This window comes from Streptomyces canarius, from assembly GCF_014650735.1.
GTDB lineage: Bacteria > Actinomycetota > Actinomycetes > Streptomycetales > Streptomycetaceae > Streptomyces > Streptomyces olivaceoviridis.
This window is the reverse complement of sequence record NZ_BMVN01000012.1, coordinates 146,604-172,548: the sequence shown is the minus strand read 5'-3', so window position 1 is coordinate 172,548 and position 25,945 is coordinate 146,604. Positions and strand designations below refer to the sequence as shown.

24 protein-coding genes are annotated in these 25,945 nt (G+C 73.3%); 9 read left to right on the top strand and 15 right to left on the bottom strand.

Going from position 1 to position 25,945, the window contains the following annotated elements; genetic code table 11:
- Positions 1–72: 72 nt before the first annotated feature.
- Entirely contained in the window at positions 73–798 is a 726-nt protein-coding gene (locus IE294_RS19380) for a GNAT family N-acetyltransferase (protein WP_189887723.1), read from the bottom strand.
- A 691-nt stretch (positions 799–1,489) separates the two neighbouring features.
- Between IE294_RS19380 and IE294_RS19375 the strand changes: the two genes are divergently transcribed.
- The 4 genes from IE294_RS19375 (at position 1,490) to IE294_RS19360 (ending at position 4,449) form a co-directional block, all read left to right on the top strand.
- Positions 1,490–2,365 (top strand): Sco1979 family transcriptional regulator, encoded by an 876-nt coding sequence (locus IE294_RS19375; protein WP_189887721.1) that lies wholly within the window; start codon positions 1,490–1,492, stop codon positions 2,363–2,365.
- A gap of 84 nt (positions 2,366–2,449) precedes the next feature.
- Positions 2,450–3,265 carry an SAM-dependent methyltransferase gene (locus IE294_RS19370; protein ID WP_189887719.1) on the top strand — a complete coding sequence of 272 codons (816 nt, stop codon included), beginning with the start codon at positions 2,450–2,452 and terminating at the stop codon, positions 3,263–3,265.
- Positions 3,266–3,362: 97 nt separating this feature from the next.
- A complete protein-coding gene (locus IE294_RS19365; protein ID WP_189887717.1) occupies positions 3,363–3,839 on the top strand; it encodes an SRPBCC domain-containing protein in 477 nt (158 codons plus the stop codon).
- Positions 3,840–3,948: 109 nt separating this feature from the next.
- Complete coding sequence (locus IE294_RS19360) at positions 3,949–4,449, top strand: hypothetical protein (RefSeq protein ID WP_189817926.1); 501 nt, start codon at positions 3,949–3,951, stop codon at positions 4,447–4,449.
- 117 nt (positions 4,450–4,566) lie between these two features.
- Here the strand turns inward: IE294_RS19360 and IE294_RS19355 are convergent, their stop codons facing one another.
- Together IE294_RS19355 and IE294_RS19350 are read right to left on the bottom strand one after the other, a co-directional pair.
- The gene (locus tag IE294_RS19355; protein WP_189887715.1) at positions 4,567–5,325 is read right to left on the bottom strand and encodes an NPP1 family protein; all 759 of its coding nucleotides are present in this window, start codon (positions 5,323–5,325) and stop codon (positions 4,567–4,569) included.
- A gap of 236 nt (positions 5,326–5,561) precedes the next feature.
- On the bottom strand, positions 5,562–6,704 hold the full coding sequence (locus IE294_RS19350; RefSeq protein ID WP_189887713.1) for a PP2C family protein-serine/threonine phosphatase: 1,143 nt from the start codon (positions 6,702–6,704) through the stop codon (positions 5,562–5,564).
- Between the two features lie 273 nt (positions 6,705–6,977).
- Between IE294_RS19350 and IE294_RS19345 the strand changes: the two genes are divergently transcribed.
- Genes IE294_RS19345 through IE294_RS19335 form a run of 3 tightly spaced genes read left to right on the top strand, consistent with a single transcriptional unit; the run spans position 6,978 to position 8,667 of the window.
- Complete coding sequence (locus IE294_RS19345; protein ID WP_189887711.1) at positions 6,978–7,664, top strand: hypothetical protein; 687 nt, start codon at positions 6,978–6,980, stop codon at positions 7,662–7,664.
- On the top strand, positions 7,661–7,939 hold the full coding sequence (locus IE294_RS19340; RefSeq protein WP_189887709.1) for a BON domain-containing protein: 279 nt from the start codon (positions 7,661–7,663) through the stop codon (positions 7,937–7,939). The genes IE294_RS19345 and IE294_RS19340 overlap by 4 nt, the downstream gene beginning before the upstream one ends.
- A complete protein-coding gene (locus IE294_RS19335; RefSeq protein WP_189887707.1) occupies positions 7,936–8,667 on the top strand; it encodes a metallophosphoesterase family protein in 732 nt (243 codons plus the stop codon). The genes IE294_RS19340 and IE294_RS19335 overlap by 4 nt, the downstream gene beginning before the upstream one ends.
- A 268-nt stretch (positions 8,668–8,935) precedes the next feature.
- Here IE294_RS19335 and IE294_RS19330 read toward each other — a convergent pair whose 3' ends face one another.
- The 8 genes from IE294_RS19330 to IE294_RS19295 all read right to left on the bottom strand — a co-directional run bounded on the left by IE294_RS19330 (position 8,936) and on the right by IE294_RS19295 (position 17,613).
- Entirely contained in the window at positions 8,936–10,183 is a 1,248-nt protein-coding gene (locus tag IE294_RS19330; RefSeq protein ID WP_229917232.1) for an MFS transporter, read from the bottom strand.
- Between the two features lie 446 nt (positions 10,184–10,629).
- Entirely contained in the window at positions 10,630–11,619 is a 990-nt protein-coding gene (locus IE294_RS19325; protein WP_189887703.1) for an aldo/keto reductase, read from the bottom strand.
- 197 nt (positions 11,620–11,816) lie between these two features.
- Positions 11,817–13,043: a cytochrome P450 family protein gene (locus tag IE294_RS19320; protein WP_189887701.1), complete on the bottom strand. Its 1,227-nt coding sequence runs from the start codon at positions 13,041–13,043 to the stop codon at positions 11,817–11,819.
- A 105-nt stretch (positions 13,044–13,148) separates the two neighbouring features.
- Entirely contained in the window at positions 13,149–14,360 is a 1,212-nt protein-coding gene (locus IE294_RS19315) for a cytochrome P450 (protein ID WP_189887699.1), read from the bottom strand.
- Positions 14,357–14,995 (bottom strand): GTP-binding protein, encoded by a 639-nt coding sequence (locus IE294_RS19310; protein WP_229917223.1) that lies wholly within the window; start codon positions 14,993–14,995, stop codon positions 14,357–14,359. The genes IE294_RS19315 and IE294_RS19310 overlap by 4 nt, the downstream gene beginning before the upstream one ends.
- Positions 14,976–15,323 (bottom strand): DUF742 domain-containing protein, encoded by a 348-nt coding sequence (locus tag IE294_RS19305; RefSeq protein WP_189817936.1) that lies wholly within the window; start codon positions 15,321–15,323, stop codon positions 14,976–14,978. Before IE294_RS19305 ends, IE294_RS19310 begins: the two co-directional genes overlap by 20 nt.
- A 41-nt stretch (positions 15,324–15,364) precedes the next feature.
- Entirely contained in the window at positions 15,365–15,772 is a 408-nt protein-coding gene (locus IE294_RS19300) for a roadblock/LC7 domain-containing protein (protein ID WP_189887697.1), read from the bottom strand.
- On the bottom strand, positions 15,769–17,613 hold the full coding sequence (locus IE294_RS19295; RefSeq protein WP_189887695.1) for an ATP-binding protein: 1,845 nt from the start codon (positions 17,611–17,613) through the stop codon (positions 15,769–15,771). Before IE294_RS19295 ends, IE294_RS19300 begins: the two co-directional genes overlap by 4 nt.
- Positions 17,614–18,100: 487 nt before the next feature.
- Between IE294_RS19295 and IE294_RS19290 the strand changes: the two genes are divergently transcribed.
- Together IE294_RS19290 and IE294_RS19285 are read left to right on the top strand one after the other, a co-directional pair.
- Positions 18,101–18,940: a hypothetical protein gene (locus tag IE294_RS19290; RefSeq protein ID WP_189887693.1), complete on the top strand. Its 840-nt coding sequence runs from the start codon at positions 18,101–18,103 to the stop codon at positions 18,938–18,940.
- Positions 18,941–19,143: 203 nt separating this feature from the next.
- Positions 19,144–22,518, top strand: coding sequence for a pyruvate carboxylase (locus IE294_RS19285; RefSeq protein WP_189887691.1), 3,375 nt, complete (start codon positions 19,144–19,146; stop codon positions 22,516–22,518).
- Between the two features lie 370 nt (positions 22,519–22,888).
- Here IE294_RS19285 and IE294_RS19280 read toward each other — a convergent pair whose 3' ends face one another.
- From IE294_RS19280 to IE294_RS19265, 4 genes are all read right to left on the bottom strand, one after another.
- Entirely contained in the window at positions 22,889–23,866 is a 978-nt protein-coding gene (locus IE294_RS19280; protein WP_189887689.1) for an SMP-30/gluconolactonase/LRE family protein, read from the bottom strand.
- A 182-nt stretch (positions 23,867–24,048) separates the two neighbouring features.
- Complete coding sequence (locus IE294_RS19275; protein ID WP_189887687.1) at positions 24,049–24,531, bottom strand: hypothetical protein; 483 nt, start codon at positions 24,529–24,531, stop codon at positions 24,049–24,051.
- A 94-nt stretch (positions 24,532–24,625) separates the two neighbouring features.
- Positions 24,626–25,402, bottom strand: a complete 777-nt coding sequence (locus IE294_RS19270) for a polysaccharide lyase family 7 protein (RefSeq protein WP_189887685.1) — start codon at positions 25,400–25,402, stop codon at positions 24,626–24,628.
- 177 nt (positions 25,403–25,579) lie between these two features.
- Positions 25,580–25,912, bottom strand: a complete 333-nt coding sequence (locus IE294_RS19265; RefSeq protein ID WP_189887683.1) for a hypothetical protein — start codon at positions 25,910–25,912, stop codon at positions 25,580–25,582.
- Positions 25,913–25,945 lie beyond the last annotated feature (33 nt).

Here is a 25,945-nt window from a genome sequence, read left to right as displayed (position 1 = left end):
CGCCGGCATGCGCACCGGCCGGCTCGCCGCCGGCGCCCGGCCGATCCGCTGGTTCGAACGCCTCGGCCGGGCCTACGACCTACGGTGGCCGGACCCGGACCCGGACCGGGTGACCGGGCGCCGTCGGGACGATTCCTGACGGTCGCCGCAGTGCGCCGGCGTCCCGGTGTCGTGCCGGTGCCAGACGGCGTCCACCACGCGGCCGTCGGGCAGGGTGTGGCGGCGCGGGCCCTGGTCGGGGACGAGACCCGCGCGGGCCAGCGCGCGCCGGCTCGCGGTGTTCCCGGTCTCGGCCCCGGCCCGGACCGTGGCCAGTCCGAGGTGGGTGTGGGCCAGCTCCAGGCCCGCGCGGAACAGTTCCGAGCCCAGGCCCTGGCCACGGCAGCCCGGGGCCAGCCAGCCGCCCATCTCGCCCGCCAGGTGCTGTAGTTCGAGGGCACCGGCGTAACTGAGGTCGGACCGGCGCACACAGACCAGCAGGAGCGGGTCGTCCGGGCCGGGCGTGAACGGTTCCGCCAGCTCGCGGGGGATCCGCCGGCCGTCCTCCCCCGCGGGCCGCCAGGCCAGCAGGGCCCGGCGGACAGCGGGGTCGGGCAGCACCTCGTCCGCCTTGGTGCCGAGCCACCCTTGCGCCTGCGCGTCCGCGCTCGCGGCGATCGCGGCGGCCACGTCCAGGCGGGTGCGCGGGGTGAACAGCAACAGCCGTTCGGTGGCCAGCGCATGCCGCCCGGGCTCGCACCGCCCCGGCACCGGAAGCCTCGACGCGATCCGGCTGCGGCGGAACAGCGACCAGCCCATGGAACCCCCGGCACTACAGCACTACAGCACGCACGGCGGACACGGCACCGGCCCGCCGAGAGCGCGGACGCTCCGCACCGGCGGCGAATCTAGCGGGTCGCGGTCGGAGTCGCCGTACCGCTGCGGGGGGCGCGCTCGCTCAGCCGATCCGTTGCTGGGTGTCGGGCTTGGGGCGGGTGCGGGTCCAGGACGGGTCGGCGGCGGGGGTCGGGGCGGGGGTCAAGGTGTGGTGCATGGCTGTCCTTCGGACGAGTGGGGGATGGTCCGGGGGCGGTGTGATGCGCGGTGCGCGGGGTCCGGTGAGGTCTCTCCCTCGTCGACGGAGGAGGGACCTCCCCGCCCGTGGCGGTGTCCTTCGGCAGACGGCCGGGGCGGGACGTGTGGCCCCGGAGGCGAGGCGGTCGGGGCCGTGGGACCCAGGGAGTCGACCGGGGTGCTCGCCTCCGGGTGGTACAGGGGCGCCGGCCCTGGCCGGCAGCCGGTGCGCGTCCGGCCTCTTGAGTGGGGTGCGGGCGTCAGGGGTCGGCCGGAGCAGTGAGTCCACTCTGGCACCCGCCAACCACGCTTCGCAACCGGCAGGTTGAAATTCGCAAGCCGCGAAGTGCATGCTGCATCCGCCGGAACGTGATCGAATGGGCGACGCACACGGATCGCGTGCGAGGGTGTCCTGGGACCTGACGAGGGGGTGGGAGTGACCGCGGAGACCGACTGGGGCGGCGCCCCGTCCGTGCTGCGCATGATCCTCGGCAGACGGCTGGAGGAACTGCGCACCCGGGCCGGCCTCAGCTACGCCGAGGCCGGTGCCGCCATCGGGGTCAGCCACTCCACGATCCGCCGCATGGAGGCCGCCAAGGTGGCCCGGCTGCGGCTCGCGGACGCCGAGAAACTCCTCCGGGTCTACGGCGTCACCGACCAGCAGGAGATCGACACCTTCCTGCACTCCGTGCGCGAGGCCAACAAGCGCGGCTGGTGGCACACGTACCGCGACGTCATGCCCGACTGGTTCTCCGCCTACCTCAGCCTGGAACAGGCGGCCCTGCACATCCGCGCGTACGAGAACCAGTTCATGCACGCCCTGTTGCAGACCGAGGACTACGCCCGCGCCCTGCTCACCGCGGCCGGTCCGCACGTCTCCGCGGAGGCCACCGAGCGCCGCGTCGCCCTGCGCATGCGCCGCCAGGAACTGCTGACCAGAGCCACGCCGCCACGGCTGTGGGTGGTGATGGACGAGACCGTGCTGCGCTGGCCGGTCGGCGGCCCCGAGGTGATGCGCGCGCAGATCGACCACCTCATCGAGGTCAACCGGCTGCCCCAGGTCACCGTGCAGCTCATGCCGTTCGCCAACGGCCCGCACCCCGCCCTGTCGGCCGGCGCCTTCCACCTCTTCCGGTTCCGGGCCCGCGAACTGCCCGACATCGCCTATCTCAGCGGCCTCCTCGGGGCCGTCTACCTCGACAAGGCCGACGAGGTCGTGGTCTACCGGGAGGCCCTGGACCGGCTGAGCGCCCAGGCCGCGTCCGCCAGGAAGACCGAGACCCTGCTCGCCGCGCTGCGCAAGGAGTGGTGACCCGCCCCGACACCCGCCCGCCCCGCCCTCGTACCTGCTGATGCGAAGCCCCGAGCCCCACCTGACCGAATGGGAGACACGGCGTTGCCCGACAACGGATGGCCGGCCGACCGGATCGACACCGAGAACGCCCACTCCGCCCGCATCTACGACTACATACTCGGCGGCAAGGACTACTACCCCGCCGACAAGGAGGCGGGCGACGCCATGTCCCGGGAGTGGCCCGCGCTCCCGGTGCACATGCGGGCCAACCGCGACTTCATGAACCGTGCCGTGCGCTGGCTCGCCGAGGAGGCGGGCATGCGCCAGTTCCTGGACATCGGCACCGGCGTCCCGACCTCGCCGAACCTGCACGAGATCGCCCAGGCCGTGGCCCCCGAGTCCCGGGTCGTCTACGTCGACAACGACCCGATCGTGCTCACCCTCTCCCAGGGCCTGCTGGCCAGCGCCCCCGAGGGCCGCACGGCGTACATCGAGGCCGACTTCCGTGACCCGGCGGCCATCCTGGACGCCCCCGAGCTGCGCGAGACCCTGGACCTGAGCCGGCCCGTCGCCCTCACCGTCATCGCGATCGTCCACTTCATGCTGGACGCGGACGACGCGGTCGGCGTCGTACGGCGGCTGCTGGAGCCGCTGCCGTCCGGCAGTCACCTCGCGATGTCCATCGGCACCGCCGAGTTCGCGCCCGAGGAGGTGGGCCGGGTATCCCGCGAGTACGCGGCCCGCGGCATGCCGATGCGGCTGCGCACCCTGGACGAGGCCCATGAGTTCTTCACGGGTCTGGACCTGGTCGAACCCGGCATCGTCCAGGTGCACAAGTGGCACCCCGACGGCAGCGGCGAACAGGGCATCCGGGACGAGGACATCGCGATGTACGGCGCGGTCGCCCGCAAGCCGTGACAGACCCGGGGCCGAGGTCCGACCCACCTCCCGGACCTCGGCCCCGCCTCCCGTCGTACCGACGGCCGGGGCGGTCGCCGGCCGCTACCGTGAGCCCATGTACACCACCCGCGTCACCCGGCACGTGGCAGCGCCCCCGCACGCCGTCTACCGGGCCCTGACCGACCCGGAGGCGGTCGCGGCCTGGCGGGTCCCGGCCGGCATGACCGCCCGCGTGCACGCCTTCGACGCCCGCGAGGGCGGGGCCTTCCGGATCTCCCTCACCTACGACGACCCGGCCGGCGCCGGGAAGTCCGGCGGACGCACGGACACCTACCAGGGGCACTTCGCCCGGCTCGTGCCCGGCGCCCTGGTCGTCGAGGTCTTCGCCTTCGAGACCGGCGACGACGCCCTGCGCCCCACGATGACCATGACGACGACGCTCACCGCGGCCGACGGCGGCACGCACGTGGAGATCCGGCACGAGGGCGTCCCCGACGCGATCGCGCCCGAGGACAACGAACGGGGCTCCCGCATGGCCCTGGACAACCTCGCCCGACTCGTCGAGGGGCGGGAGCCACCCGCACCGGAATGACCGGAAAGAGTGGAGTGGAAAGCGGAACCGGGGCGCGCGAAACGCGGTCTTAGGGTCTGTCGACGGCCGGGATCGGACCGGTCGCGAAGAAACCGGGGGAATGGGACACATGTCCATGCGCAACCGTAAGACCCTCCTCACCGCCGCGGCCCTCACGGCCGGCCTCACCCTGGCCGCCGTCACGCCCGCCCTGGCGGGAGCCTCCGCGAGCGGCACCACCCGTGCCGCCGCCGTGTCGTCCGCGCAGGGCGACCCGCGGAACGTCACCCAGCACGTGGCCGACTTCTACGGCGCCTACATCGACGCCGTCTGGGCCACCGACGACCCCACCGCCGCGGCCAGTGCCAAGGCGCTGCGCGGCTTCTACCTCTCCGCCGCCGCGCAGAAGAAGGTCGCCGCCTTCGAGAAGAAGGAACACGCCGACGGCATCCTGTTCGCGCAGAACGTGCCGGTGAAGTGGAAGGTGGCCTACACCGGCTCCGGTGCCGGTCACGCCACCAGCCGGGTCACGCTCACCTGGGGGGACGGGCCGCACCCGCAGGTCAGCCGGATCGACGTCCAGTCCGACCTGAAGACCCTGAAGATCACCGGCCTGAAGCCGGCCGGCTGACCGGGGTACCGGGCGCGGACCCCGCTCCGCCCCATTCGGAGCGGGGTCCGCGCCCGACCGGGGCCCTCCCTCGGGCCGAGGCGGGCGCGGGTGCCGTGGATCAGGCGTTGCCGTGGATCAGGCGTTGGGGTCGAAGGGGATGCCCGACGGCATGGAGTGCGCCAGCGCGTACTGGAAGTCGCCGTCGTCGATCTTGATGGTGGCCGCCCCGAAGTCCGCGCTCAGCAGCTTCTCGCGGTAGCCCGCCGGATAGCCGTTCCAGCCGACCAGCCGCGGATAGAACCAGCCGCCCGTCACGTTCTCCGGCGGCTCGTCGTTGGTGTTGGCGAACCGGAAGCAGTGGGTCGAGACGCCGTCCTTGTGGTAGACGATCTTCGGGTGGGTGCCGTCGAAGCGCACCGAGGAGCGGTCCGCCACCTGGTAGCCGGAGTGCTGGGACACCGAGACGTACTGGACGGTGTTGTCCTTGATCCACACCACCACGTGCTCCCAGTCGTGGGTGTGCCCGATGGCGGCGGGTCCGTAGGTCGCCTGGTCCTTCTCGAAGTAGCTGGCGTACATCACCGCACACCAGTCGTTGTTGCACTTCTCGCGCGAGTAGGTGTTGGCGTTGGCGAGCTGCGCGTAGTCGTGGCAGTGGCCGTTGACGTCGCCGCCCAGCTTCAGGCCGGGGTTGATGGTGCCGTCGCTGCCGATGGCGGCGGTGGCGTAACAGCCGTCCCCGTCGTAGTCGTAGGCGGGGGAGAAGGTCTGCTCCAGGCCGTCGGCGTTCTGCGGCAGCAGTTGCAGGACGTTGGCGTCGGCGGTGCCGGGCGAGGTGAGGACGAGGGCGAGCGCGCCGAGGGCGGCGGCGAGCGCGGAGGTCAACTGACGCACGTGGGCTCCCTGTTGTCGAGGCGCCGCAGATTCTCGCAACGCCTCGGCGGGAGGGGCTACCCTCTGAACTGAACTTTGCCGCAAGGCCAGTTGAACGTGGCGGCCGAAGCCGCCCGAGTGGGTGCTGTCGTACCGCTATCCGCCGGAAGCCAGGAGTTCACCCTGGTTACAGCGGTTAGGACGCGATTCGGACCGATGCCCGGGTCGTGCGTCGGCGGCGTCCGCGCCGGGCTCGCTCACCCGTGACGGGCCATCTCGCCGCGGCCGTGGTGGCGGCGCTCGACGGGGGTGCGGTGCACCGCGATGAGCGCGGCGTCGTCGCCGAGCCGGCCGCCGACGTGGGCGAGCAGATCGCGCCGCAGGTGGTGCATCAGCGCCTCGGGGCTGTCCTCGGTCCACCGCGCGACCCGGTCGGCCAGCGGATAGAACCGGCCGTGCCCGTCCCGGGCCTCCATGACCCCGTCCGTGTAGAGCAGCAGCGTGTCGCCCGGCTCGAAGGAGAACACGTCCATGGTGTGCTCGGCACTCGCGTGCACCCCGAGCGGCGGCGACGGGTGCAGACTCGGGACGGTCACGACGTGACCGGGGCTGAGCAGCAGCGGCGGCGGATGACCGCAACTGGTCATCCGGGTGACCGGGTCGCGGTCCGGGATGTCCACGAGCAGCGCGGTGGCGAACCGCTCGCCCTCCTCCTCCGGAGTCTCCAGATCGGCCGCGTAGCGGGTGACGCTCTGGTCCAGCCGGGTCGCCAGCTCGTCCAGCGGGATGTGCCGGTAGGCGCTCTCCCGGAACGAGCCGAGCAGCAGCGCGGCCTCGCCGATGGCGGGCAGCCCCTTGCCGCGGACATCGCCGATGAGGAGTCGGACCGAGCCGTCGCACACGGCCGCCGCGTAGAGATCGCCGCCGATCTGGGCCTCGTCCTCCGCGGCCAGGTACAGCGAGGCGATCCGCAGCGGGCCGATCTGCTCGGGCAACGGCCACATCAGGACGTGCTGCGCGGCCTCGGCGACCGTGCGGACCCGGGCGAGCTGGGTCTGCCGGCGCTCGCGCAGGACGCTGTAGACGACGGTGAGCACCACGAGGATCGCGAGGGTGATGATCTGCACCATGTGATTGGTGGTGGCGAGACCGCCGCGGTGGACGCCGATGAGGAACTGAGCGGTCAGCGCCAGCGCCCCGATGCCCGCCGTCGCCCGGGGGCCGGCGAAGGAGGGGGTGAGCGCGGGCGCGATCACCAGGGCCGGTCCCAGATGGATGTCCCAGGGCAGCCGCAGGTCCGCCACCGTGATCACCACGATGAGCAGGACCGGGAGCACCAGCAGCGCGTGGACCGACTGCCACCGCTGCCGGAGGCGGATGCGCGCGGCCCCGGGTGCCATGCCTACCAGCGTGCTCCCGGCCTGGTCGACCGGCCACTCGCTGGGTGCGGCTGCCTCACGGCGACCGCCGTCGCGGCCCGGCCGGCCGTCGGCCCCGGCACCGGCGGGCCGGGGCCCGGCCGACCCCGCCCCGGCCCCTGGGACCCCGGCGCTCGTCGTCGAAGGGGTGAAGCCTTTCGGTGACGCCGTGTCGCCGACGGCGCGCCGGGTACCCGTACGCACCCCGGGGCCGATCCGGCCGCCCCGGGACGCAGGGTGCCGAATGGAGAGGTCATGACGCACAACGGGGAGGACACCGCGCCCCTCCGGCGACCGGAGGTCACCGAACTCCGCCTCGCCGCGGACGGGGCCGGCCTGGAGTTCTCGTCCGCGCCGGAACCGGCGCAACTGCCGCACGACCGCAGCCAGGCGATCCTGGAGGCCGCCAAGGAGATCGGCTCGCTCCTCAAACGCGCGGGCCACCCCTTCGCGCTCGCCGGGAGTGTGGCCGTCTACGCCCACGGCGGCAGCCGCTACCTCCAGCACGACGCGGACTTCGCCATCCTGCCCGACGACGCCGAGGCGGTGGCCGTCACGCTGAGCGAGGCCGGCCTGCCCGTGCGGACCCCACCGGAGGACTGGCTGCTGAAGACCACCTGCCACGGGCAGAACATCGACATCATCTTCGCGCTGGCCCACCAGCCCGTCACCCGGGACATGCTCGACCGGGCCCATGTCCTGCCGGTCGACTCGGTGCTCATGCCGGTCCTGTCGCCGACCGACCTGATCCGCAGCCTGATCAGCGCCTTCTCCGAGCACTACTGCGACTTCGGGTCGGTCCTGCCGGTGGCCCGCGCCGTCCGCGAGAAGGTCGACTGGGACGAGGTCCGCACGACCTGCGGCGGCCAGCCCATGCCGGCCGCCTTCCTCTTCCTCCTCGAACGGCTGAACGTGATCGATGCCCAGGAGGGGCAGCCATGACCGACACGAGCCCGCCGCCCCCGTCGGCGGCAGGGAGTCTCGACTACCGCGTCGCCCACCTCGCCGAGCACCTGGCCTCGGGAGACCTCGGGGAACTCGGCGTACGGCTCGAACTGCGCGGCGACGCCGTCCTGCTCACCGGCACCGTGCCGTCCACCCAGTGCCGGGACGACATCCTGCGCATGGCCCGCGAGGAACTGGCGGGGCACCCGGTCCACAGCGACCTGCGCATCGCCGGGACCTCCTCGCCCGACCACGGAGAGGACCTGACATGATCCGCGTCGCGGCCGTGGGCGACATCCACATGGGCCCCGAGAGCCAGGGCACCCTGCGGCCCTCCTTCGAGACACTGCCCGCGTGCGCCGACGTCCTGCTGCTCGCAGGCGACCTCACCCGTCACGGCACACCGGAGGAGGCCGCGATCGTCGCCCGCGAGATCAAGGACCTCGGGGTCCCCGTCGTCGCCGTACTGGGCAACCACGACCACCACGACGAGCGGCCCGAGGAGGTCACCGCGATCCTCCGGGACGCGGGCGCGCACGTCCTCGAAGGGCAGGCGGCCGTCGTCACCGCCGACGGCGCCCGGATCGGGGTCGCCGGGACCAAGGGCTTCGGCGGCGGCTTCGTCGGCCGCTGCGCGGGGGAGTTCGGCGAACCGCTGATGAAGGAGTTCGTCCGTTACACCCGTCGGAGCGCCGACGGCCTGCACAGCGCCCTGAAGAACCTGGAGGAGTGGGACTGCGACGTGCGGATCGCGCTGACCCACTTCTCACCGGTGCCGGACACCCTGGCCGGGGAGCCGCTGGAGATCTACCCCTTCCTCGGCAGCTACCTGCTCGCGGAGGCCATCGACACCGGCGGCGCCGACCTCGCGGTGCACGGCCACGCCCACGCCGGCACCGAGCACGGCATGACCAGCGGGGGCGTCCGCGTACGCAACGTCGCCCAGCCGGTCATCGGCCAGGCGTTCCACGTCTACCACCTGCCAGGCCGGCACGGGTGACGGGGCGGGGCGCCGGGCGGTGCCGGGTGGGTGGTCAGCGGCGGGATGGACCGGCCGGCGCCGGACGCAGCCGAGTCTTTGTCGGCGCGGGTGGCTCCGCCCCAGGTGTGTCCGCACCGCCGCCGAGCGCCGGGGCCTCGCGGCTGGTGGCGTCACTGTCCGCCGCGGGCGACGCGGTTCACTCCCGGCGCTGCTGAGCCCGCGCGACGCCGTTCTTCGTCGGTGACCAGCGGCATGGGTCAGCCGCGCAGATACCCTCGCCCGGGTGTCACGCCGCCGTGCTCAGTGCCTCGCGGCCCGTCACGTCGCCGTCCTTCGCGGGCAGTGTCAGCGGTGCCGGTTCGCGGTGGCGGCGCAGCAGCAGGCCCGCGCCGATCGACCCGGCGATCAGCAGGCCGCCGGCCACCAGCGCGCCGCGGGCGCCGGCCCACTCCATGAGCAGGCCCAGCAGCGGCGGACCGCCGAGGCTCCACACCGTGCCGACGCTGCTCCACACGCCGAGCACCCGGCCCCGCAGATGCGGCGGCGGATCGGTCTGGAGCACGGCCGTGCCGGCGGTGTCGGAGACGGACTCCACGATCGCCATCGGCAGCACCAGGACCAGCAGCACGGCCAGCGACGGCGACAGGCCCGCCACCACCTGGAGCAGCGCGCCCCCCGCCGCCAGCAGACCCACGGTCCGCACGGACGGCCTGCGCAGCCGGGCGCCGAGGACGGCTCCGAGGATGCCGCCGACGGCGAGCACCGTGGACACCGTGCCGAACGCCCCGGCGCCGCCGGCCAGCGGTCCGGTGACGAGGACGGCGAGCGTCAGGCCGTAGTTGCGGCCGAAGACGGAGCTGAGCCCGGTGATGCCCGCGAGCGCGACCAGGCGGGGCCTGCGCGCGAAGAAGGACAGGCCCTCCCGCACGGTCATGCCCGCGCGCGCCGGAACCGCCCGCGCCCCGGCCGCCGGCTCCCCGGCGGCCCCGGGCACCGGCCGCAGGAACGGCACCACCGCGGCCACGAACAGGAACGACAGCCCGTTCGCGGCGTACGCGGCGGACGTGCCGAGGAAGCCGACGGTGACCCCGGCCAGGGCCGTGCCGGCCAGCCGGCCCGCGCTGTGCACCAGCGCGCCCACGCCGATCGCGGACGGCACGTCCTCCACCGGCACCAGATCGTTGCCGAGCAGGGCACAGGCCGGTCCGTCGACGGTGGCGATGACGCCGGTCACGCCGGCCAGCACCAGCAGCGCGGTCATGTCGATCCGGTCCAGCGCCACGAGCAGCGCCGTGGTGAAGGCGACCGCGCCGAGCAGGGCCTGGCTGACGGTGACCGTCAGCTTGCGGGGCCAGCGGTCCACGGCCGCGCCGCCGAGCAGGCTCACGAACAGCGCGGGCGCGGCCTGGACGGACATGGACAGTCCGGTCGCCGCCGCCGAGCCCGTGATGTGCAGGACGAGCAGGTTCTGCACGGTGAGCTGCATCCACGTGCCGGCGTTGGAGACGAAGTTCGCGGCCGACCACCAGCGCATGCCCCGGTGCCGCAGGGAACGCCACGGCGAACGCGGGGCCGGGGCGGTGAGGGGTGCTGACGGGGGCTGGACAGGGTCAGAAGACACGACGGGGTACTCGACAACCGGGAAAGTGGAGGACCGGCGAGCCCGTCGGGTCGGCAGCGCTGCACGGCCGGGGCTGCCAGGTCAGGGCGCCGACCATGGTGGCAGACGGGACGGCACGGTCGACGCCACCGCGTCCACCGGCACCCGGCCACATCCGCCAAACAGCCTCGGGCGTACGGTGGTTGGGGCGCGCGTGGGGTTCCTCACAGGCCCGGTTCCAGCCGGTCCGTCCCGAGGAGGTGTGCGCACCGCACGGCGTCACAGCGAACGGGCCCTGGCGACCCTCACGAGTACCGGGAGGCACCACCGCGGCAACCGCGAAGAACCCGCGGTCACCGGGCGGAGTCCCCCCGGCGCTTCTAGCGGTTGACGGCCCTCATCCCGGCCTCGTCATACCGCTCACCCGCCACCGCGGGCAGCTCCGCGTCGATGCGGGCCAGGTCGTCCTTGGTCAGCTCGATGTCCACCGCGGCGGCGTTCTGCTCCAGGTAGGTGCGGCGCTTGGTGCCCGGGATCGGCACCAGGTCCTCGCCCTGGGCCAGCACCCACGCGATGGCCAGCTGGGCCGGGGTCACGTCCTTCTCGGCGGCGATCTCCTTCACCTTCTCCGCCAGCCGCAGGTTCGCCTCCAGATTGGCGTCCGTGAACCGCGGGTTCGTGCGCCGGAAGTCGTTCTCGTCCAGCTCGTCGCGCGAGGTGAAGCGGCCCGCGAGGAAACCCCGGCCGAGCGGCGAGTACGGCACGAAGCCGATGCCCAGCTCCCGGCAGGTGGGCAGCACCTCGGCCTCCACGTCCCGCGACCACAGCGAGTACTCGCTCTGCACCGCGGTGACCGGGTGCACGGCGTGCGCGCGCCGGATGGTCTCGGCGCTCGCCTCGCTCAGCCCGATGTACCGCACCTTGCCCTCGGCGACCAGCTCGCCCAGCGCGCCGACCGTCTCCTCGATGGGCACGTTCGGGTCGACCCGGTGCTGGTAGTACAGGTCGATGTGGTCGGTGCCCAGCCGCTGGAGCGAGCCGTGCACCGAACTGCGCACATGCTCGGCCGAGCCGTCCTGCCGGCCGACCGTGCTCATGTCGCCGGGGACGGCGTCGTCCATCCGGTAGTTGAACTTCGTGGCGATGACGTACTCGTCGCGGTGGCCCCTGATCGCCTCACCGACGAGTGACTCGTTGGTGAGCGGCCCGTAGACCTGCGCGGTGTCGAGGAAGTCGATGCCGAGTTCGAGGGCGCGCCGGATGGTCGCGATGCCCTCCTCCTGGTCGGCGGAGCCGTAGAAGGCGGACATCCCCATGCACCCGAGCCCGATGGCCGATACCTGGAGGTCCCGTAGCCTGCGCTTCTGCATGTGGGGTCACAGCCTTCCGTGCACTCGTCGGTCGTTCTCCGGGCGCGAGGGCCTTCTTCCATCTAGCGACGGAATCCGGCACCCGGCATCCCGTGGGGGAGCCGGGTCCGGGCCGTGCGCACCGGTGTTCTGCGACGCTACGAGCTGGAGTGCTCTCGAAGTCAAGCGGTGCCGGGGCGGGACGGTGTTCCGCGGCGTTACGGATTCAGCCGTACCGGCAGTTCGAACAGGTCGTTCTGGGTGACCACCGGCTTGTTGCGCAGTTCGCTCGCGGGGACCGCCAGGTCCAGGCCGGGGAAACGGGCGTACAGCGCGGGCAGGGCGACGCTCGCCTCCAGGCGGGACAGGGCGGCGCCGGGGCACACGTGCGGGCCGTGGCCGAAGGAGATGTGCCGGTTCTTCGTGTCGCGGGTGATGTCGAACTCTCCGGCGGTCGGGCCGTGGGCACCCTCGTCCCGGCCGATCGCGCCGTACGACACGATCAGCGCGTCCCCGGCCGGGATCACCTTGTCGCCGACCGGTACGTCCTCGGTCGCGAAGCGGATCAGGACGTGCGAGGTGGGGGTGGAGTAGCGCAGCGTCTCCTCGACGACCGCGGACCAGTCGGCCCGGCCCGACAGCACCAGGGCGCGCTGTCCGGGGTGGGTGGACAGGTTGACGACGGCGTTGACGATCAGCGAGATCGTGGTCTCGTGGCCCGCCGCCACCATGAGCTGGAGGGTGGAGACGATCTCCTCGTCCGTGAGGCGGTCGCCGTCCTGAGAGGCGAGGACCAGCGCGCTGGTCAGGTCGTCGCCCGGCGCGGCCCGCTTGGCCGACACCGTCTGCGCCATGATCTGCGCCAGCTCCGTGAGGGTGGCGACGACCTCCTCCGGCGCGGTCTGCGTGGAGAAGAACTTCTCGAACAGCACCTTCAGCCGGGGCAGCAGGCCCTCGTCGATGCCCATCAGGTCGGCGATGACGTACATCGGCAGCGGGTAGGCGAAGGCCGCCTTCAGATCGACGGTCCCGCCGTCCGCCGGCAGCGCGTCCAGCAGGTCCTGGGTGAGCTTCTCGATCCGCTCCCGCATCCGCTCCACCCGGCGCGGGGTGAGCGCCTGCGCGACCAGGGTGCGCAGCCGGCGGTGGTCGGCGCCGTCCACCGTGAGCATGGAGCGGCCCGGGTTGGCCAGGCCGATCAGCGGCCAGTCCGCGGGTATCTCACCGCGCCGCCAGGCGCCCCAGACGTCGATGTCCTTCACCAGCCGCGGGTCGGTGAGCAGCGCCTTGGCCTCCGCGTGGCGGGTGACGGCCCACACCGGTACACCGCCCGGCAGTTCGACGGCGGCGAGCGGGCCGGCCGCGCGCAGCGCCGCGCTCTCGGCGTCCAGATCGGTGACGAAGGGATCGAGGGCGATGCGGGGTGCTTCGGTACCGGTCGTCATCGTGACGTGCCTCCCAGGGCAGGGGTCGGGTACGGCGGGTACGGCTCCGGTCCGGGGCGGCCCCGGGCGGGCAGCGCGACAACGGGTCGGCCGAGGCGACGCGGGTCAGCGGCCGGGTACGGGGCTGAACCGGACGGGCAGCCCGGACAGTCCCCTCAGCCAGGGCGAGGGCCGGCGCCTGAGGGACTCTGCGGGCACCGCCAGATCGATGTCCGGGAGCCGGTCCAGGACCACCTCGATACCGGTCCGCGCGATCACCTCGGCGATCTCCTGCGCGGGGAACGGGCAGCGGTGCTCGCCGTGGCCGAAGGAGAAGTGCGCGTTGTTGCCGCCGGTCAGCGCGGAGGCGTCGGTCCGCACCTGCGGGTCGGAGTTGGCCCCTTGCAGACCGAGCAGCAGCAGATCACCGGCCTTGACGCGCCGGCCGCCGAGGTGCGTGTCGCGGGCGGCCCAGCGGCCCGCCACGTTCTGCGTCGGCGTGTCCTCCCACAGCACCTCGTTCATCGCCTCGGCGACGCTGTTGCGCCCGCCGAACAGGGAGGCGGCGAACCGGTCGTCCGTCAGCATCAGCCGGAGCGAGTTTCCGATCCAGTCGGCGGTCGGCTGGTGCCCGGCCGCCATCATCACCATCAGGTCCTGCGCGATCTCCTCGTCGCTGAACCCGCTGTCGTCGGCCAGCATCCGGGAGACCACGTCGGCCGCCGGCTCCTTCCTCCGGTCGGCCAGCAACTGCGCCATGGACGCGGCCAGATGGGCCTGCCCGGCCAGCGCCCGCTCCCGCCCGTCGATCATGTCGTTCAGGGCGGTGACCAGCCCCGGACCGTCCTCGTCCGGGAAGCCGTACAGCCGGGCCAGAACCCGTACCGGCAGCAGCATCGCGTACTGCGCCACCAGATCGGCCTCACCCGCCGCGCACAGCGCGTCGATCAGCTCGTCCGCGAACCGCTCGGCGTGCGCGCGCAGTTCGAACGCGTCCACCTCCTCCAGCGCGTTGCTGATCATCGCCGCGCGCTGCCGGTGCCGTTCGCCGACCGTGTAGAGGATCGACGGCTGCTTGTGCCCGATCATGGGCAGCAGCGGCCAGTCCGCGGGGATGTTCTCCCACTGGTTCCACAGGTCCGAGTCCCGGCTGAACAGCACCGGGTCACCGGTCACCTGGTGCAGTTCCCGGTAGCCGAGCACCAGCCAGGCCGGGATGCCCCCGTCGAGCAGTACCGGCACGACGGCGCCGTGGTCGCGCCGCATCTCCCGGTACAGACGGGCGGGGTCGGTCTGGAACCGGGGCCCGCTCAGCGGGACGGCGTCGGGCGTGGTCACACGAACTCCTGTCGGGGCAGGACCGTCCGCGCGGACGGGTCGGCGTACCGGTTCTTCACGTGCTGCACCAGCGTGATCAGCACCTGCTTGCCCGACTCCCGGGAGCGGGCGTCGCAGTCGACCAGCGGCACCTGCGGGTCCAGGTCCAGGGCCTCGCGGACGTCCGCGCCGGCGCGGACCGGACCGCCGAAGTCGTTGCAGGCCACGATGAACGGCGTGCCGTGGTGCTCCAGCCGGTCGATGGCGTACCAGGAGTCGTCGATGCGCCGGGTGTCCACCAGGACGACCGCCCCGAGCGTGCCGGAGAACAGCTGGTCCCACAGGAACCAGAACCGCTCCTGGCCGGGCGCGCCGAACAGGTACAGCACATTGCGGGCGTCCAGGCTGATCCGGCCGAAGTCGAAGGCGACGGTGGTGCCGGACTTGCCGCGCACCTGGCGGATGTCGTCCACCGTGGCGCCGGCCTGCGTCATCGTCTCCTCGGTGTTGAGGGGACGGATCTCGCTGACCGAGCGGACCAGCGTGGTCTTGCCGACGCCGAAGCCGCCCACCACCACGATCTTGAAACCTTGGTCGGCGGTGGCACCCAGCGGGGTGCGCGCGGGAGTGCGCGCGTCAGAGATTGCGGAGTCCAACGAGCACCTGCTCCAGGATGTCGGGATCGGTAATGGCCGGTCTGCGCGGATGCCGGGCGCTGACCCGGCCCGCCGCGAGCAGATCGCACAGCAGCACCTTGGTGATGCCCACGGGCAGCCGCAGTTCGGCGGCGATCTCCGCCACCGAGGCGGGGAACCGGGTCAGCTCCAGGATCGCCACGTGCTCCGACTGCATGCCGGTCGCCGGCTCCGACTCGGCGACCACGAGGGTGACCAGGTCGAAGGGGTTGTCGGGGCTGGTGCGGGTGCGTCCCTGGGTGATGGTGTACAGCCGGTCGGGGGCGTCGTCCCGGCCCGGGCGGTTCATGCCCGGACGGTCCAGGTCCGGCCTGTCCCTGTCCGGTCGGCTCATGACGTGCGGGGCGGAGCGGTGAGGTACTCGCCGAGCTGCTCCACCAACTCGCTCATGTTGTGGCCGATGACGCCGGCGTCCGCGTCCTCCGTGGCGATCACGGCCAGATGGGCACCGGCACCCGCCTCCACGATGAACAGCACTCCGCCGTAGAACTCCGTCATCGCCGAGCGCACACCTCCGCTGCCGTCGCCGAACTCCACGGACGCGCCGTGCGACAGCGACTGGATGCCGGCGGCGATCGCGGCCAGCTGGTCGGCCTGGTCGACGCTCAGCTCTGGCGTACGGCACAGCTTCAGCCCGTCCCGGGACAGCACGAGCGCGTGCCGGGCACCCGGGGTCCTCTCCAGCAGGCCCTCCAGGAGCCAGGTGAGCTTGTCGTCGGCGGTGGTCGGGCCGGTCATGAAGTGGTGTCGCCTTCCGGGTACGCGTGCGGGTGGGAGGGGGCGGGGGAGCCGTGTTCGTCGGCGCCGTACGAGGAGTCGCCGGCCGGCACACCGTCCGGCGGCGGGGTGGCGGCTCGCTCGTCCGGCGCCGTGGTGTGCGAGGTGCCGGTGGGGTGGTTCTGGGACTGGTCTGCGGTGGGGTCGGTGCGGCGGGTGCCCGGCGCGGACGGGCGTACCGCCTGGCGGAAGCTGCTGAAGCGGGCGGCGCGGGTCCTGCCCGCGTCGGAGGCCGGGGCGGCGCGGGGAGCGTCGGCGGCCGGTGCCGTGCGGTGCCGCGTGTTGTCCGGCGCGGTGTCGTGTTCGGCCGTGTCCGGCGCGGTGCGGTGCTCGGGGTCGCTCGGCGCGGTGCGGTGCGGTGCGTCGTCCGGTGCGGTGTCGTGCTCGGCGGGGGCCGGCGCGGTGGGGGGTGTGTCGGTGCTCGGCGCGGTGCGGTGGTCCGCGGTACCCGGGGCCGTACGGTGCTCGGGCGTGTCCGGCGTCGTCCGGGTGCGTTCCGCTCGGGCGAGGGTGCGGCCCCGGCGACGCCTGGGCAGACCGGCCGGGCCCTCCTCCGGCGGCGCGGCGGGCTCGTGGACGACCGCGGTGTCCACGGCGGCCGGGGCCGGCGCGGACGGGCCGCTCCGCGGTCGCGGGGCCGCGGAGGACGGCTCGACGGGTGCGGAGGCGGGGCTGGTCAGGATCTCCTGCGGGATGAGCAGCAGCACGCCCGTGCCGCCGCGCGCCGACGGCCGGAACGACACCTTGAGCCCGTGCTTGCGGGCGAGGCGGCCGACCACGGCGAGCCCGAGCCGGGTGCCGGTCAGACCGCCCAGCTCGGCCACGTCACCGGAGACCGCCCGCTCGGCGCGGCGCAGCTGCACCTCGCCCATCACCAGCCCGCTGTCCTCCACGGACACGATGGCCCCGGCCGGCACCTCCTCCACGTAGACGTGGACCTCGGCGGTCGGCGGCGAGAAGTTGGCGGCGTTGTCGAGGAGTTCGGCGAGCGCGTGCATCACGCCCTCGGCGGCGTGCCCGGCGACGGCGGCCTCACTGACCGAGTGCACCCGCACCCGCCGGTACCCGGCGATCCGCCCCATCGCGCCGCGCAGGATCGACTCCATCCCGATCGGCCGTGCCCAGCGGCGGCCCGAACGCGCCCCGGTGAGCACGGCGATGGAGTCCGCGAGCCGGCCGGCCTGGGCGGTGCGGTGGTCGAGGTGGAGCAGGTCGGCCAGCACGTCCTCGTCGGTGTGCCGGTCCTCCATCGCCCGCAGGTCGGCGAGGGTCGCCGTGGCGAGGGCCTGCATCCGGGCGGCGACGTTGGAGGTCGCGGCGACCGCGGCCGCCCGCTCCCGCCGGGCCCGCTCCAACTCGCCCGAGAGACGGGCGTTCTCCTTCGTGACCCGGTCCAGCTCCCGCGCGCCGTCCTCCTCCAGACGCGCGCGTTCGGCCGCGAACGACCCCGTGAACTCGGTGCGCTGCTGCGCGAGTTCGTCGATGAGCCGCTGCTGCTCCTGGCGGGCCTCCTCGGCCGTACGGGCCTGCTGCTGGAGCAGCCGTCCGACGTCCTGCGTGACGCTCTCCAGCCTGCGCCGGGTGCCGCGCGCGGTCCGCAGGGCGTGCGCGGCGGTGGCCACCGCCACGCTGAGCACGACCGCCGCCGCGCCCGCGCCCGCGGTGAGCGGGGTGCGCACGGAGTCCGGCGCCACCGCAACGGCCGCGCAGACCACGAGCGCCGACAGCACGCCGGTCACGGCGAGGGCGGAGACGAACGTACGGAGGGAAGGTCGGTCGCCGGGATGCGTGGGCGCGGTCATCGGTCCGGTCTGATCCTTGCGGCGGAGACGGCGGGTTGGGGCTGGGCTGGCAGGAACATCGGGTGGTGAGGCGTGACAACGATGGTGAGGCGTAGCACCGGTGGTGAACTGGCGGTCACTATACGAGAGTTCTTGATCGAAATAGAAAGGTTCCGTACTACTTCCGGACCGCGGCCCGAGAAACGCCTGTATCGGAGGACGGTTCCGCGGGGATGCCGGTTGCCTCCCGGCCCCTGTTTTCCGCGCCGTGCGCCTGTGCGTCTTCCCACACCGGCGTGCCCTCGCGACGGATGTTGACGCCCGCCTCCCGGCTCGCTGGACTGCACGGAGGGGCGGGTCGGACCGGAGCGATCCGTGCATCCGCACGATCCCGCCCGAAGCAGACGGATGACGGACGAAACGCCTCGCACGGTCGGACCGCCGGGAGCGAGGCGAAGGGGGCGATGCGCGTGACGGGGGAACCGACGGCGACGGGCTGCCGTGCCTCATGACCGCTGAAGGGCGCACCCCGCGTGTCCGCCCGCCGCTCGCGCGGCTCGCCCGGTTCACCGGGCGGACACTGTGGAGCGAGTGGCACGCCATCGTCGTCGACCCGGTGCGACGGCTCGCGCGGCGCGGACTGTCCGGGCTGCTGCTGGCCTTCGTCGCCGCGTTCGGCGTCGTCTTCTTCCACGACATCGCCCAGCACCCCACGGGAGCGCTGTGGGTGGAGCGGCTCGGCGGGGTCCGGGCCGAGCTTCCCCTGTGGCTGTCCCTGCTGCGCACCCCCGTGTCGCTGTACGTCCCCGCCCTCGACCTGCCGGTATGGGCGGGCATCACCCAGCTGTTCCTCGCCTTCGCCCTCGCCGAACTGGCCCTGGGCCGGGCCCGGACCCTGGTGATCGCCTACGCCACCACCCTGGCCGGCACCCTCACCGCCCGCCTGATGATCGCGCTGGGGCCCGGCTGGTGGGGGTTCGGACTGCCGCCCGAGGCCGGGCAGGTCCTGGACACCGGGCCCTCCGCGGCCGTGGTCGGCCTGTTCACCTACCTCTCGGCGGTCCGGCGCGCGCCCGTGGTGTTCACGCTGACCGGCGGCTCGATGGTGTGGGAGTCCGTCGCCGTACCCAACCTGGCCGGCCGCGAGCACCTGATCGCGGTGGCCGCGGCGATCGTCCTCGGTCTGCTGCACGGCCGGGGGGAGCGGCTGCGTGCCGCCGTACGGTCCCCGCGGCCCGCGCGTCGACGGCCCTCGCGCACACCCCCGCCCGTCCCCGGCCCCACCCCGACGGCCGACCGCCCCGGACATACCAAGGCCAAGGTCTCGGCGCATTCCCTCGAACGCTAGTCCGACCCGGCGGAACATCCCGCACCGCGCTGCCGCTTCCGACCCGCCCGGCCCGGCGCGCCCGTGTGGCGCCGCCCACCCCGTCGGTGTGATGGTTTTCGCACATCGACCCGTACGGGCACCCCCTAAGGTGGCCGCGAGTACGGCAGGTGTGGCTGACACCAGGGTGTTCGTCGCCGGCAGGCAGCTGAAGGGAATCCAGGATGTTCCGCAAGGTGCTGGTCGCCAACCGTGGAGAGATCGCGATCCGCGCGTTCCGGGCGGGCTACGAACTCGGTGCGCGCACCGTCGCCGTGTTCCCGCACGAGGACCGCAACTCGCTGCACCGGCTGAAGGCCGACGAGGCGTACGAGATCGGGGAGCCGGGCCACCCGGTGCGGGCCTACCTCTCCGTCGAGGAGATCGTGGGCGCCGCCCGCCGGGCGGGCGCCGACGCCGTCTATCCGGGGTACGGCTTCCTGTCCGAGAACCCCGAACTGGCCCGTGCCTGCGAGGAAGCCGGCATCACCTTCGTCGGCCCCAGCGCGGCCACCCTGGAGCTGACCGGCAACAAGGCCCGCGCGGTCGCCGCCGCCCGCGCCGCGGGCGTGCCCGTTCTCGGCTCCTCCCAGCCCTCCACCGACGTGGACGAACTGGTGCGCGCCGCCGAGCGGATCGGCTTCCCCGTCTTCGTCAAGGCGGTCGCCGGCGGCGGCGGGCGCGGCATGCGCCGCGTGGAGGACCCGGCCCAGCTCCGCGAGTCCATCGAGGCCGCCTCCCGCGAGGCCGCCTCCGCGTTCGGCGACCCGACCGTCTTCCTGGAGAAGGCCGTCGTGGAGCCCCGCCACATCGAGGTGCAGATCCTCGCCGACGGCGAGGGCAACGTCATCCACCTCTTCGAGCGGGACTGCTCGCTCCAGCGCCGCCACCAGAAGGTCATCGAGCTGGCCCCCGCGCCCAACCTGGACCCGGAGCTGCGCGACCGGATCTGCGCCGACGCCGTCCGCTTCGCCCGGGAGATCGGCTACCGCAACGCCGGCACCGTCGAGTTCCTGCTCGACCGCGACGGCAACCACGTGTTCATCGAGATGAACCCGCGCATCCAGGTCGAGCACACCGTCACCGAAGAGGTCACCGACGTCGACCTGGTCCAGGCCCAGATGCGGATCGCGTCCGGCGAGACCCTCGCCGGCCTCGGCCTCTCCCAGGACACGGTCACCCTGCGCGGCGCCGCCCTCCAGTGCCGCATCACCACCGAGGACCCCGCCAACGGCTTCCGCCCCGACACCGGCCGGATCAGCGCCTACCGCTCCCCGGGCGGCTCCGGCATCCGCCTCGACGGCGGCACCACCCACGCCGGTACGGAGATCAGCGCGCACTTCGACTCGATGCTGGTCAAGCTCACCTGCCGGGGCCGTGACTTCCAGGCCGCCATCGGCCGGGCCCGGCGCGCGGTCGCCGAGTTCCGCATCCGGGGCGTGGCCACCAACATCCCCTTCCTCCAGGCGGTCCTGGACGACCCCGACTTCCAGGCCGGCCGGGTCACCACCTCCTTCATCGAGCAGCGCCCGCACCTGCTCACCGCCCGCTCCTCCGCCGACCGCGGCACCAAGCTGCTCACCTACCTCGCCGACGTGACGGTCAACCAGCCGCACGGCCGACGGCCCGACCTGCTCGACCCCCTGACCAAGCTGCCGCCGCTGCCCGCCGGCGAGCCGCCCGCCGGCTCCCGCCGGCTCCTCGTGGACCTCGGCCCCGAGGGCTTCGCCCGGCACCTGCGCGAGTCGCCGACCACCGGCGTCACCGACACCACGTTCCGCGACGCCCACCAGTCCCTGCTCGCCACCCGGGTACGCACCAAGGACCTCCTCGCCGTCGCCCCGGTCGTCGCCCGCACCCTCCCGCAACTGCTCTCCCTGGAGTGCTGGGGCGGCGCCACCTACGACGTCGCGCTGCGCTTCCTCGCCGAGGACCCCTGGGAGCGGCTGGCCGCCCTGCGCGAGGCCGTCCCCAACATCTGCCTCCAGATGCTGCTGCGCGGTCGCAACACCGTCGGCTACACCCCGTACCCGACCGAGGTGACCGACGCCTTCGTACAGGAGGCCGCCGCCACCGGCATCGACATCTTCCGCATCTTCGACGCCCTCAACGACGTCGGCCAGATGCGGCCCGCCGTCGACGCCGTACGCGAGACGGGCACCGCGATCGCCGAGGTCGCCCTCTGCTACACCGCGGACCTGAACGACCCGTCGGAGCGCCTCTACACCCTCGACTACTACCTGCGCCTCGCCGAGCAGATCGTCGAGGCCGGCGCCCACGTCCTCGCCATCAAGGACATGGCCGGCCTGCTGCGCGCCCCGGCCGCCGCCAAGCTCGTCTCGGCGCTGCGCCGCGAGTTCGACCTGCCCGTGCACCTGCACACGCACGACACCGCCGGCGGCCAGCTCGGCACGTACCTCGCCGCGATCCAGGCCGGCGCCGACGCGGTCGACGGCGCGGTGGCCTCCATGGCCGGTACGACCTCCCAGCCGTCGCTGTCCGCGATCGTCGCCGCCACCGACCACTCCGAGCGGCCCACCGGCCTGGACCTCCAGGCCGTCGGCGACCTGGAGCCGTACTGGGAGGGCGTCCGGAAGGTCTACGCCCCGTTCGAGGCCGGCCTCGCCTCCCCGACCGGGCGCGTCTACCACCACGAGATCCCCGGCGGCCAGCTGTCCAACCTGCGCACCCAGGCGGTCGCCCTCGGTCTCGGCGACCGCTTCGAGGACATCGAGGCGATGTACGCCGCCGCCGACCGCATCCTCGGCCGGCTGGTGAAGGTCACCCCGTCCTCCAAGGTCGTCGGCGACCTGGCCCTGCACCTGGTGGGCGCCGGGGTCTCCCCGGACGCGTTCGAGGCGACCCCCGACAAGTTCGACATCCCGGACTCGGTGATCGGCTTCCTGCGCGGCGAGCTGGGCACCCCGCCCGGGGGCTGGCCGGAGCCGTTCCGCACCAAGGCGCTCCAGGGGCGGGCGGCGCCCAAGCCCGTGCCCGAGCTGTCCGCCGAGGACCGCGAGGGGCTGGCGAAGGACCGCCGGGCCACCCTCAACCGGCTGCTGTTCCCCGGCCCCACCCGCGAGTTCGAGACGCACCGCCAGTCCTTCGGCGACACCAGCGTCCTCGACAGCAAGGCGTTCTTCTACGGCCTGCGCCCGGCCAAGGAGTACGCCGTCGACCTGGAGCCCGGCGTCCGGCTGCTGATCGAGCTCCAGGCGATCGGCGAGGCCGACGAGCGCGGTATGCGGACCGTGATGTCCACGCTCAACGGCCAGCTGCGGCCCATCCAGGTCCGTGACCGTGCGGCGGCCTCCGACATCCCGGTCACGGAGAAGGCCGACCGCTCCGACCCCGGCCATGTCGCGGCACCCTTCGCCGGGGTGGTGACCCTGGTCGTCGCCGAGGGCGACGAGGTGGCGGCGGGTGCGACGATCGCCACTATCGAGGCCATGAAGATGGAGGCCACGATCACGGCCCCCAAGGCGGGCCGCGTCTCCCGCCTCGCCATCAACCGCATCCAGCAGGTGGAGGGCGGCGACCTCCTGGCGGAACTGACCTGACCTGACGCCGCCGGGTTCGCCGCCGGGGCGGCGACGCGTGGTGGGGCCGGTGCCGGACGCCGTGAGGCGGGTGAGCCGGCGGGAACCGCAGTCGGTGGCCCGGAGGGCGTCGAGGCGCTCGTGGCGGGTGGGCGGGACCGCCCGGCCGTCCGGAGGATGGTGAGCCGGCCGGCGCCGCCGATCGCCTGGCGGCGCGCTGTGGCCCGGAGGTCCCGATCGGCTCTGGCCCGGGGGAGCCGGGCCAGGGCCGTCCCCAGGGAACCGGGCCCCGAGCCGCTGGCCGGCGGGCCGGAGATCCGACCTGTGCCCCCGTGAGCCGAACCGGCAGCGGTCCGTGGTGAGCGGGAGCCCGGCGCCGTACACGCCTTCGTCACCCGCGGCCGATGAGGTGGCGCAGACGGGCGAGGAGGAGGTGCGGGTCGTGGCGGGTGGTGGACGCGGCGCTCGGGACGTACACGGTTCGGCCGCGGACCGCCACGGAGGTCGGGTTGGACAGGCCGTCCCGCGCGGTCAGCACGGTCGTGACGGTGCCGTCCGCGCGGACCAGGACGACCCTGTTGCCGGTGTTCAGCGCGGCGAGCACGCTCCTGCCGTGGCCGGGAAACGCGAAGTCGTCGATGCCGGCGAGTCCGTCGGCCCGGGTCTCGACGGGTCCGGCGGCCCCGTCCGGGCGGACGGGGACGCGCAGCAGCGTGCCCCGGTCGGTGTTGGACACCCACACGGAGTCCCGGCGGACCTTGACGCCGTTGGCGCCGAAGCCGCGGGCCGGGGCCGCCGGGAGCGGAGCGAGGGCCGCGCCCTTCGCCCATGCCGTGGCCGTGCCGCCCGCCTGCGGGACGCGCCAGACGGTGCCGCGCGCCGAGTCGGCGACGTAGAGCACGCCCCGCCGCTCGTCGAGGGCCAGCCCGTTGGGCAGCCCGTCGGCCGGCAGCGCGGCGATCTGCTCCGGCGCGTCGCCGGGGGAGAGGCGCCAGACGCCGGTCGCGCTGGTGCCGGTGGCGTAGTCGACGTACAGCGTGCCGTCGTGGGCGCGGGCGATGCCGGTGACCACGGCGCTGTGCAGCAGGGGCGTGGCGGCGTGCGCGACGGCGGGCAGGGTGGCGCGGGTCCGGACGCGGCCGTCGTCGGTGACATGGGCGACCTGCCGGGCGAAGGCGAAGGTCACGTCGGCGGAGCCGTCGAGGTCGAGCGCGATGTTCTCGGGCGTCTGCCCGGCGGCCAGGTCGAAGTGGGCGAGCACGCGCGCGTCGGTGACGAGGGGCTCATGGGCGGGGGCGGGCGCGGCGGCGACGAGGCCGAGCGCGAGCGTGGCCGCGGCGGCTCCGGCCAGACGGGGGAGTAGGGGCATGTGACCTCTTCTCGGTCGGCGCGCGGCGGCGCCGGCGTGCGGGGTCACACCAACATGACGGGGAGCGGGTCGCCGGTGGCGGTAACCGGGGCCGCGGCATCGCCCGCGCGGACCACCGGCACGGCCGTACGAGGCACGGCCCGGCGACGTACCGCCCGGCCGCGTGGTCCGCGTGCGTCCCGTCAGTCCCAGAGCGGATACGTCATGACCTGCTTGAAGCCCTCCGGACGGCCTTCCTGGTAGGTGAGGCTGATCCGGCTGTAGCGCTGCACGTCAGGGTGCTTCTTCCAGGGCTGGGGGCCGTCGAGCCGGACGGTCACCGGGTACGCGTGGAAGGAGCCGGCCGCGCAGTACGGCTTGCAGTCGTTGACCATGTTCATGCCGACGGCGGTCGCCCCCTCCGGACCCCACTTGGTCCAGTGGAGTCCGGCGAGGCGGCTGTTTCCGTCGCCGCAGGCCAGGATGAAGTCGCCGGGGCGGACGGTGCGGTTCCACAGGCAGTCGACCAGGACCGGCTGCGACGGACCGGTGTGGGACGGCGACGCGCCGGCGCGGGGCTGCGTCGTGGCGGTGACCGGCGGACTGGCCGTCGCCGTGGTCATGGCCGCTGTCAGCAGGGCTCCCGCCGCGAGGACGATCGCCGTTCCCGTCACTGGTCCGCGCATGGTCGCTCCCACCCGTCGTGCTGTGTCCGACCGCGTGCACCCGACGCTACGACCCTCCCGCCGTTCGCACCAGTCGCGCAGGTCGGGCCGGGTGTCAGCCGTGCGAGACGGTCAGCCCGTAGAAGGCCACGCGGGCACCGTTGGTGGTGCTGTCCGAAGAGGACTGGTTGTAGGAGCCGGCCTTGAAGTACTGCTTGTACGGCTTGAAGGAGGACGGGATGGCGTAGTGCGTGGTCGTGCCGTTCACGGTCAGGTCGATGGTGTTCCCGCCGGAGACGGCGATGGTGTAGTTCCAGGTCTTGCCGATGGACACGTGCCCGACGGGGTGCTGGGTCTGGCCGCCGTCCGGCGAGTCCTCGGTGCCGAGGACGATGTCCCCGTTGGCGCGGTAGTACAGCTCCACCAGCGGCTTGGTGGAGGAACCGCCCGAGCCGAGGTGGATCTGGCCGACGCAGACGTTCTTGGTCACGGACACCACGCGCAGGGTCGCGCTCATCCGGTGGCTGCCGCTGAGCGCCCAGTCGGCGGCGGAGCCGTCGCGGTTCATCTCGCGCAGTTCGGAGCGGGCGTACTTGGAGTTCGGCGTGGTGACGCCCTTCTCGGGCGCCCAGAAGGTCATGGCGCCGTCGCGGGTGTCGGTGTAGAAGTACGCGTCCTGGTAGCCGTTCGCGCCCTGGAGCCGGGACGACGGGATCGTGGTGGGCTTGCCGGGGGAGCCGACGGGCTCCTGGAGCTGCCACACGGACAGGTCGAAGTTGCCGCCGGGTGCGACACGCGGGTCGGCCGCGTCCGCGCCGCCGGTGGCGAGGGCGGTGAGGGCGAGGGCGAGGACGGCGGTGGCCGTCGCCGTGGGTATCCGGGATCGGGTCATGTGGGGGTCCCTTCGTCGGACCGGATGCGGACCGGGTGCGGGCCCGGTGTGCACCAAGGGTTCGTTCAAGATGGTGAACGCTGAACGCATCCTTGTTCTCCGGTGACCCGAGAAGTTAAAGGTCTGAACCAGACACGTCAAGAGTGTGCGGCCGACTCGCACGCCGTCGACGGCCCCTCACCAAGAGCCCTTCTCGATCGCTCGGCACCCGTGGCCCCTGACCGCGCTGGTGCCGACGTCGTCGATCCGGTCGCAGTGCCAGTCGTTCCGGCCGGCCCGGTCCTCGACGTAGACGCCCCCGCCTCCGGTCGGCTCGGAGACCTTGGCGCACCCCTCGCCCACGAGCGTGCCGGAGCCCTGGTCCTCGGAGGTGCTCGCGCAGTCGTAGTAGTAGGGCGGTGACGCGGTTGCGGCGAGGGCGGCCGGGGCCGACAGCGTCCCGCCGCCTGCTGCCAACAGGCCGACGCAGAGGGCCGTCACGGTCCGGCGGCGCGTGATGCGAGCGCGCATGCGGCGTTCCTTCCGGTGCTCGGCCGGGTGAGC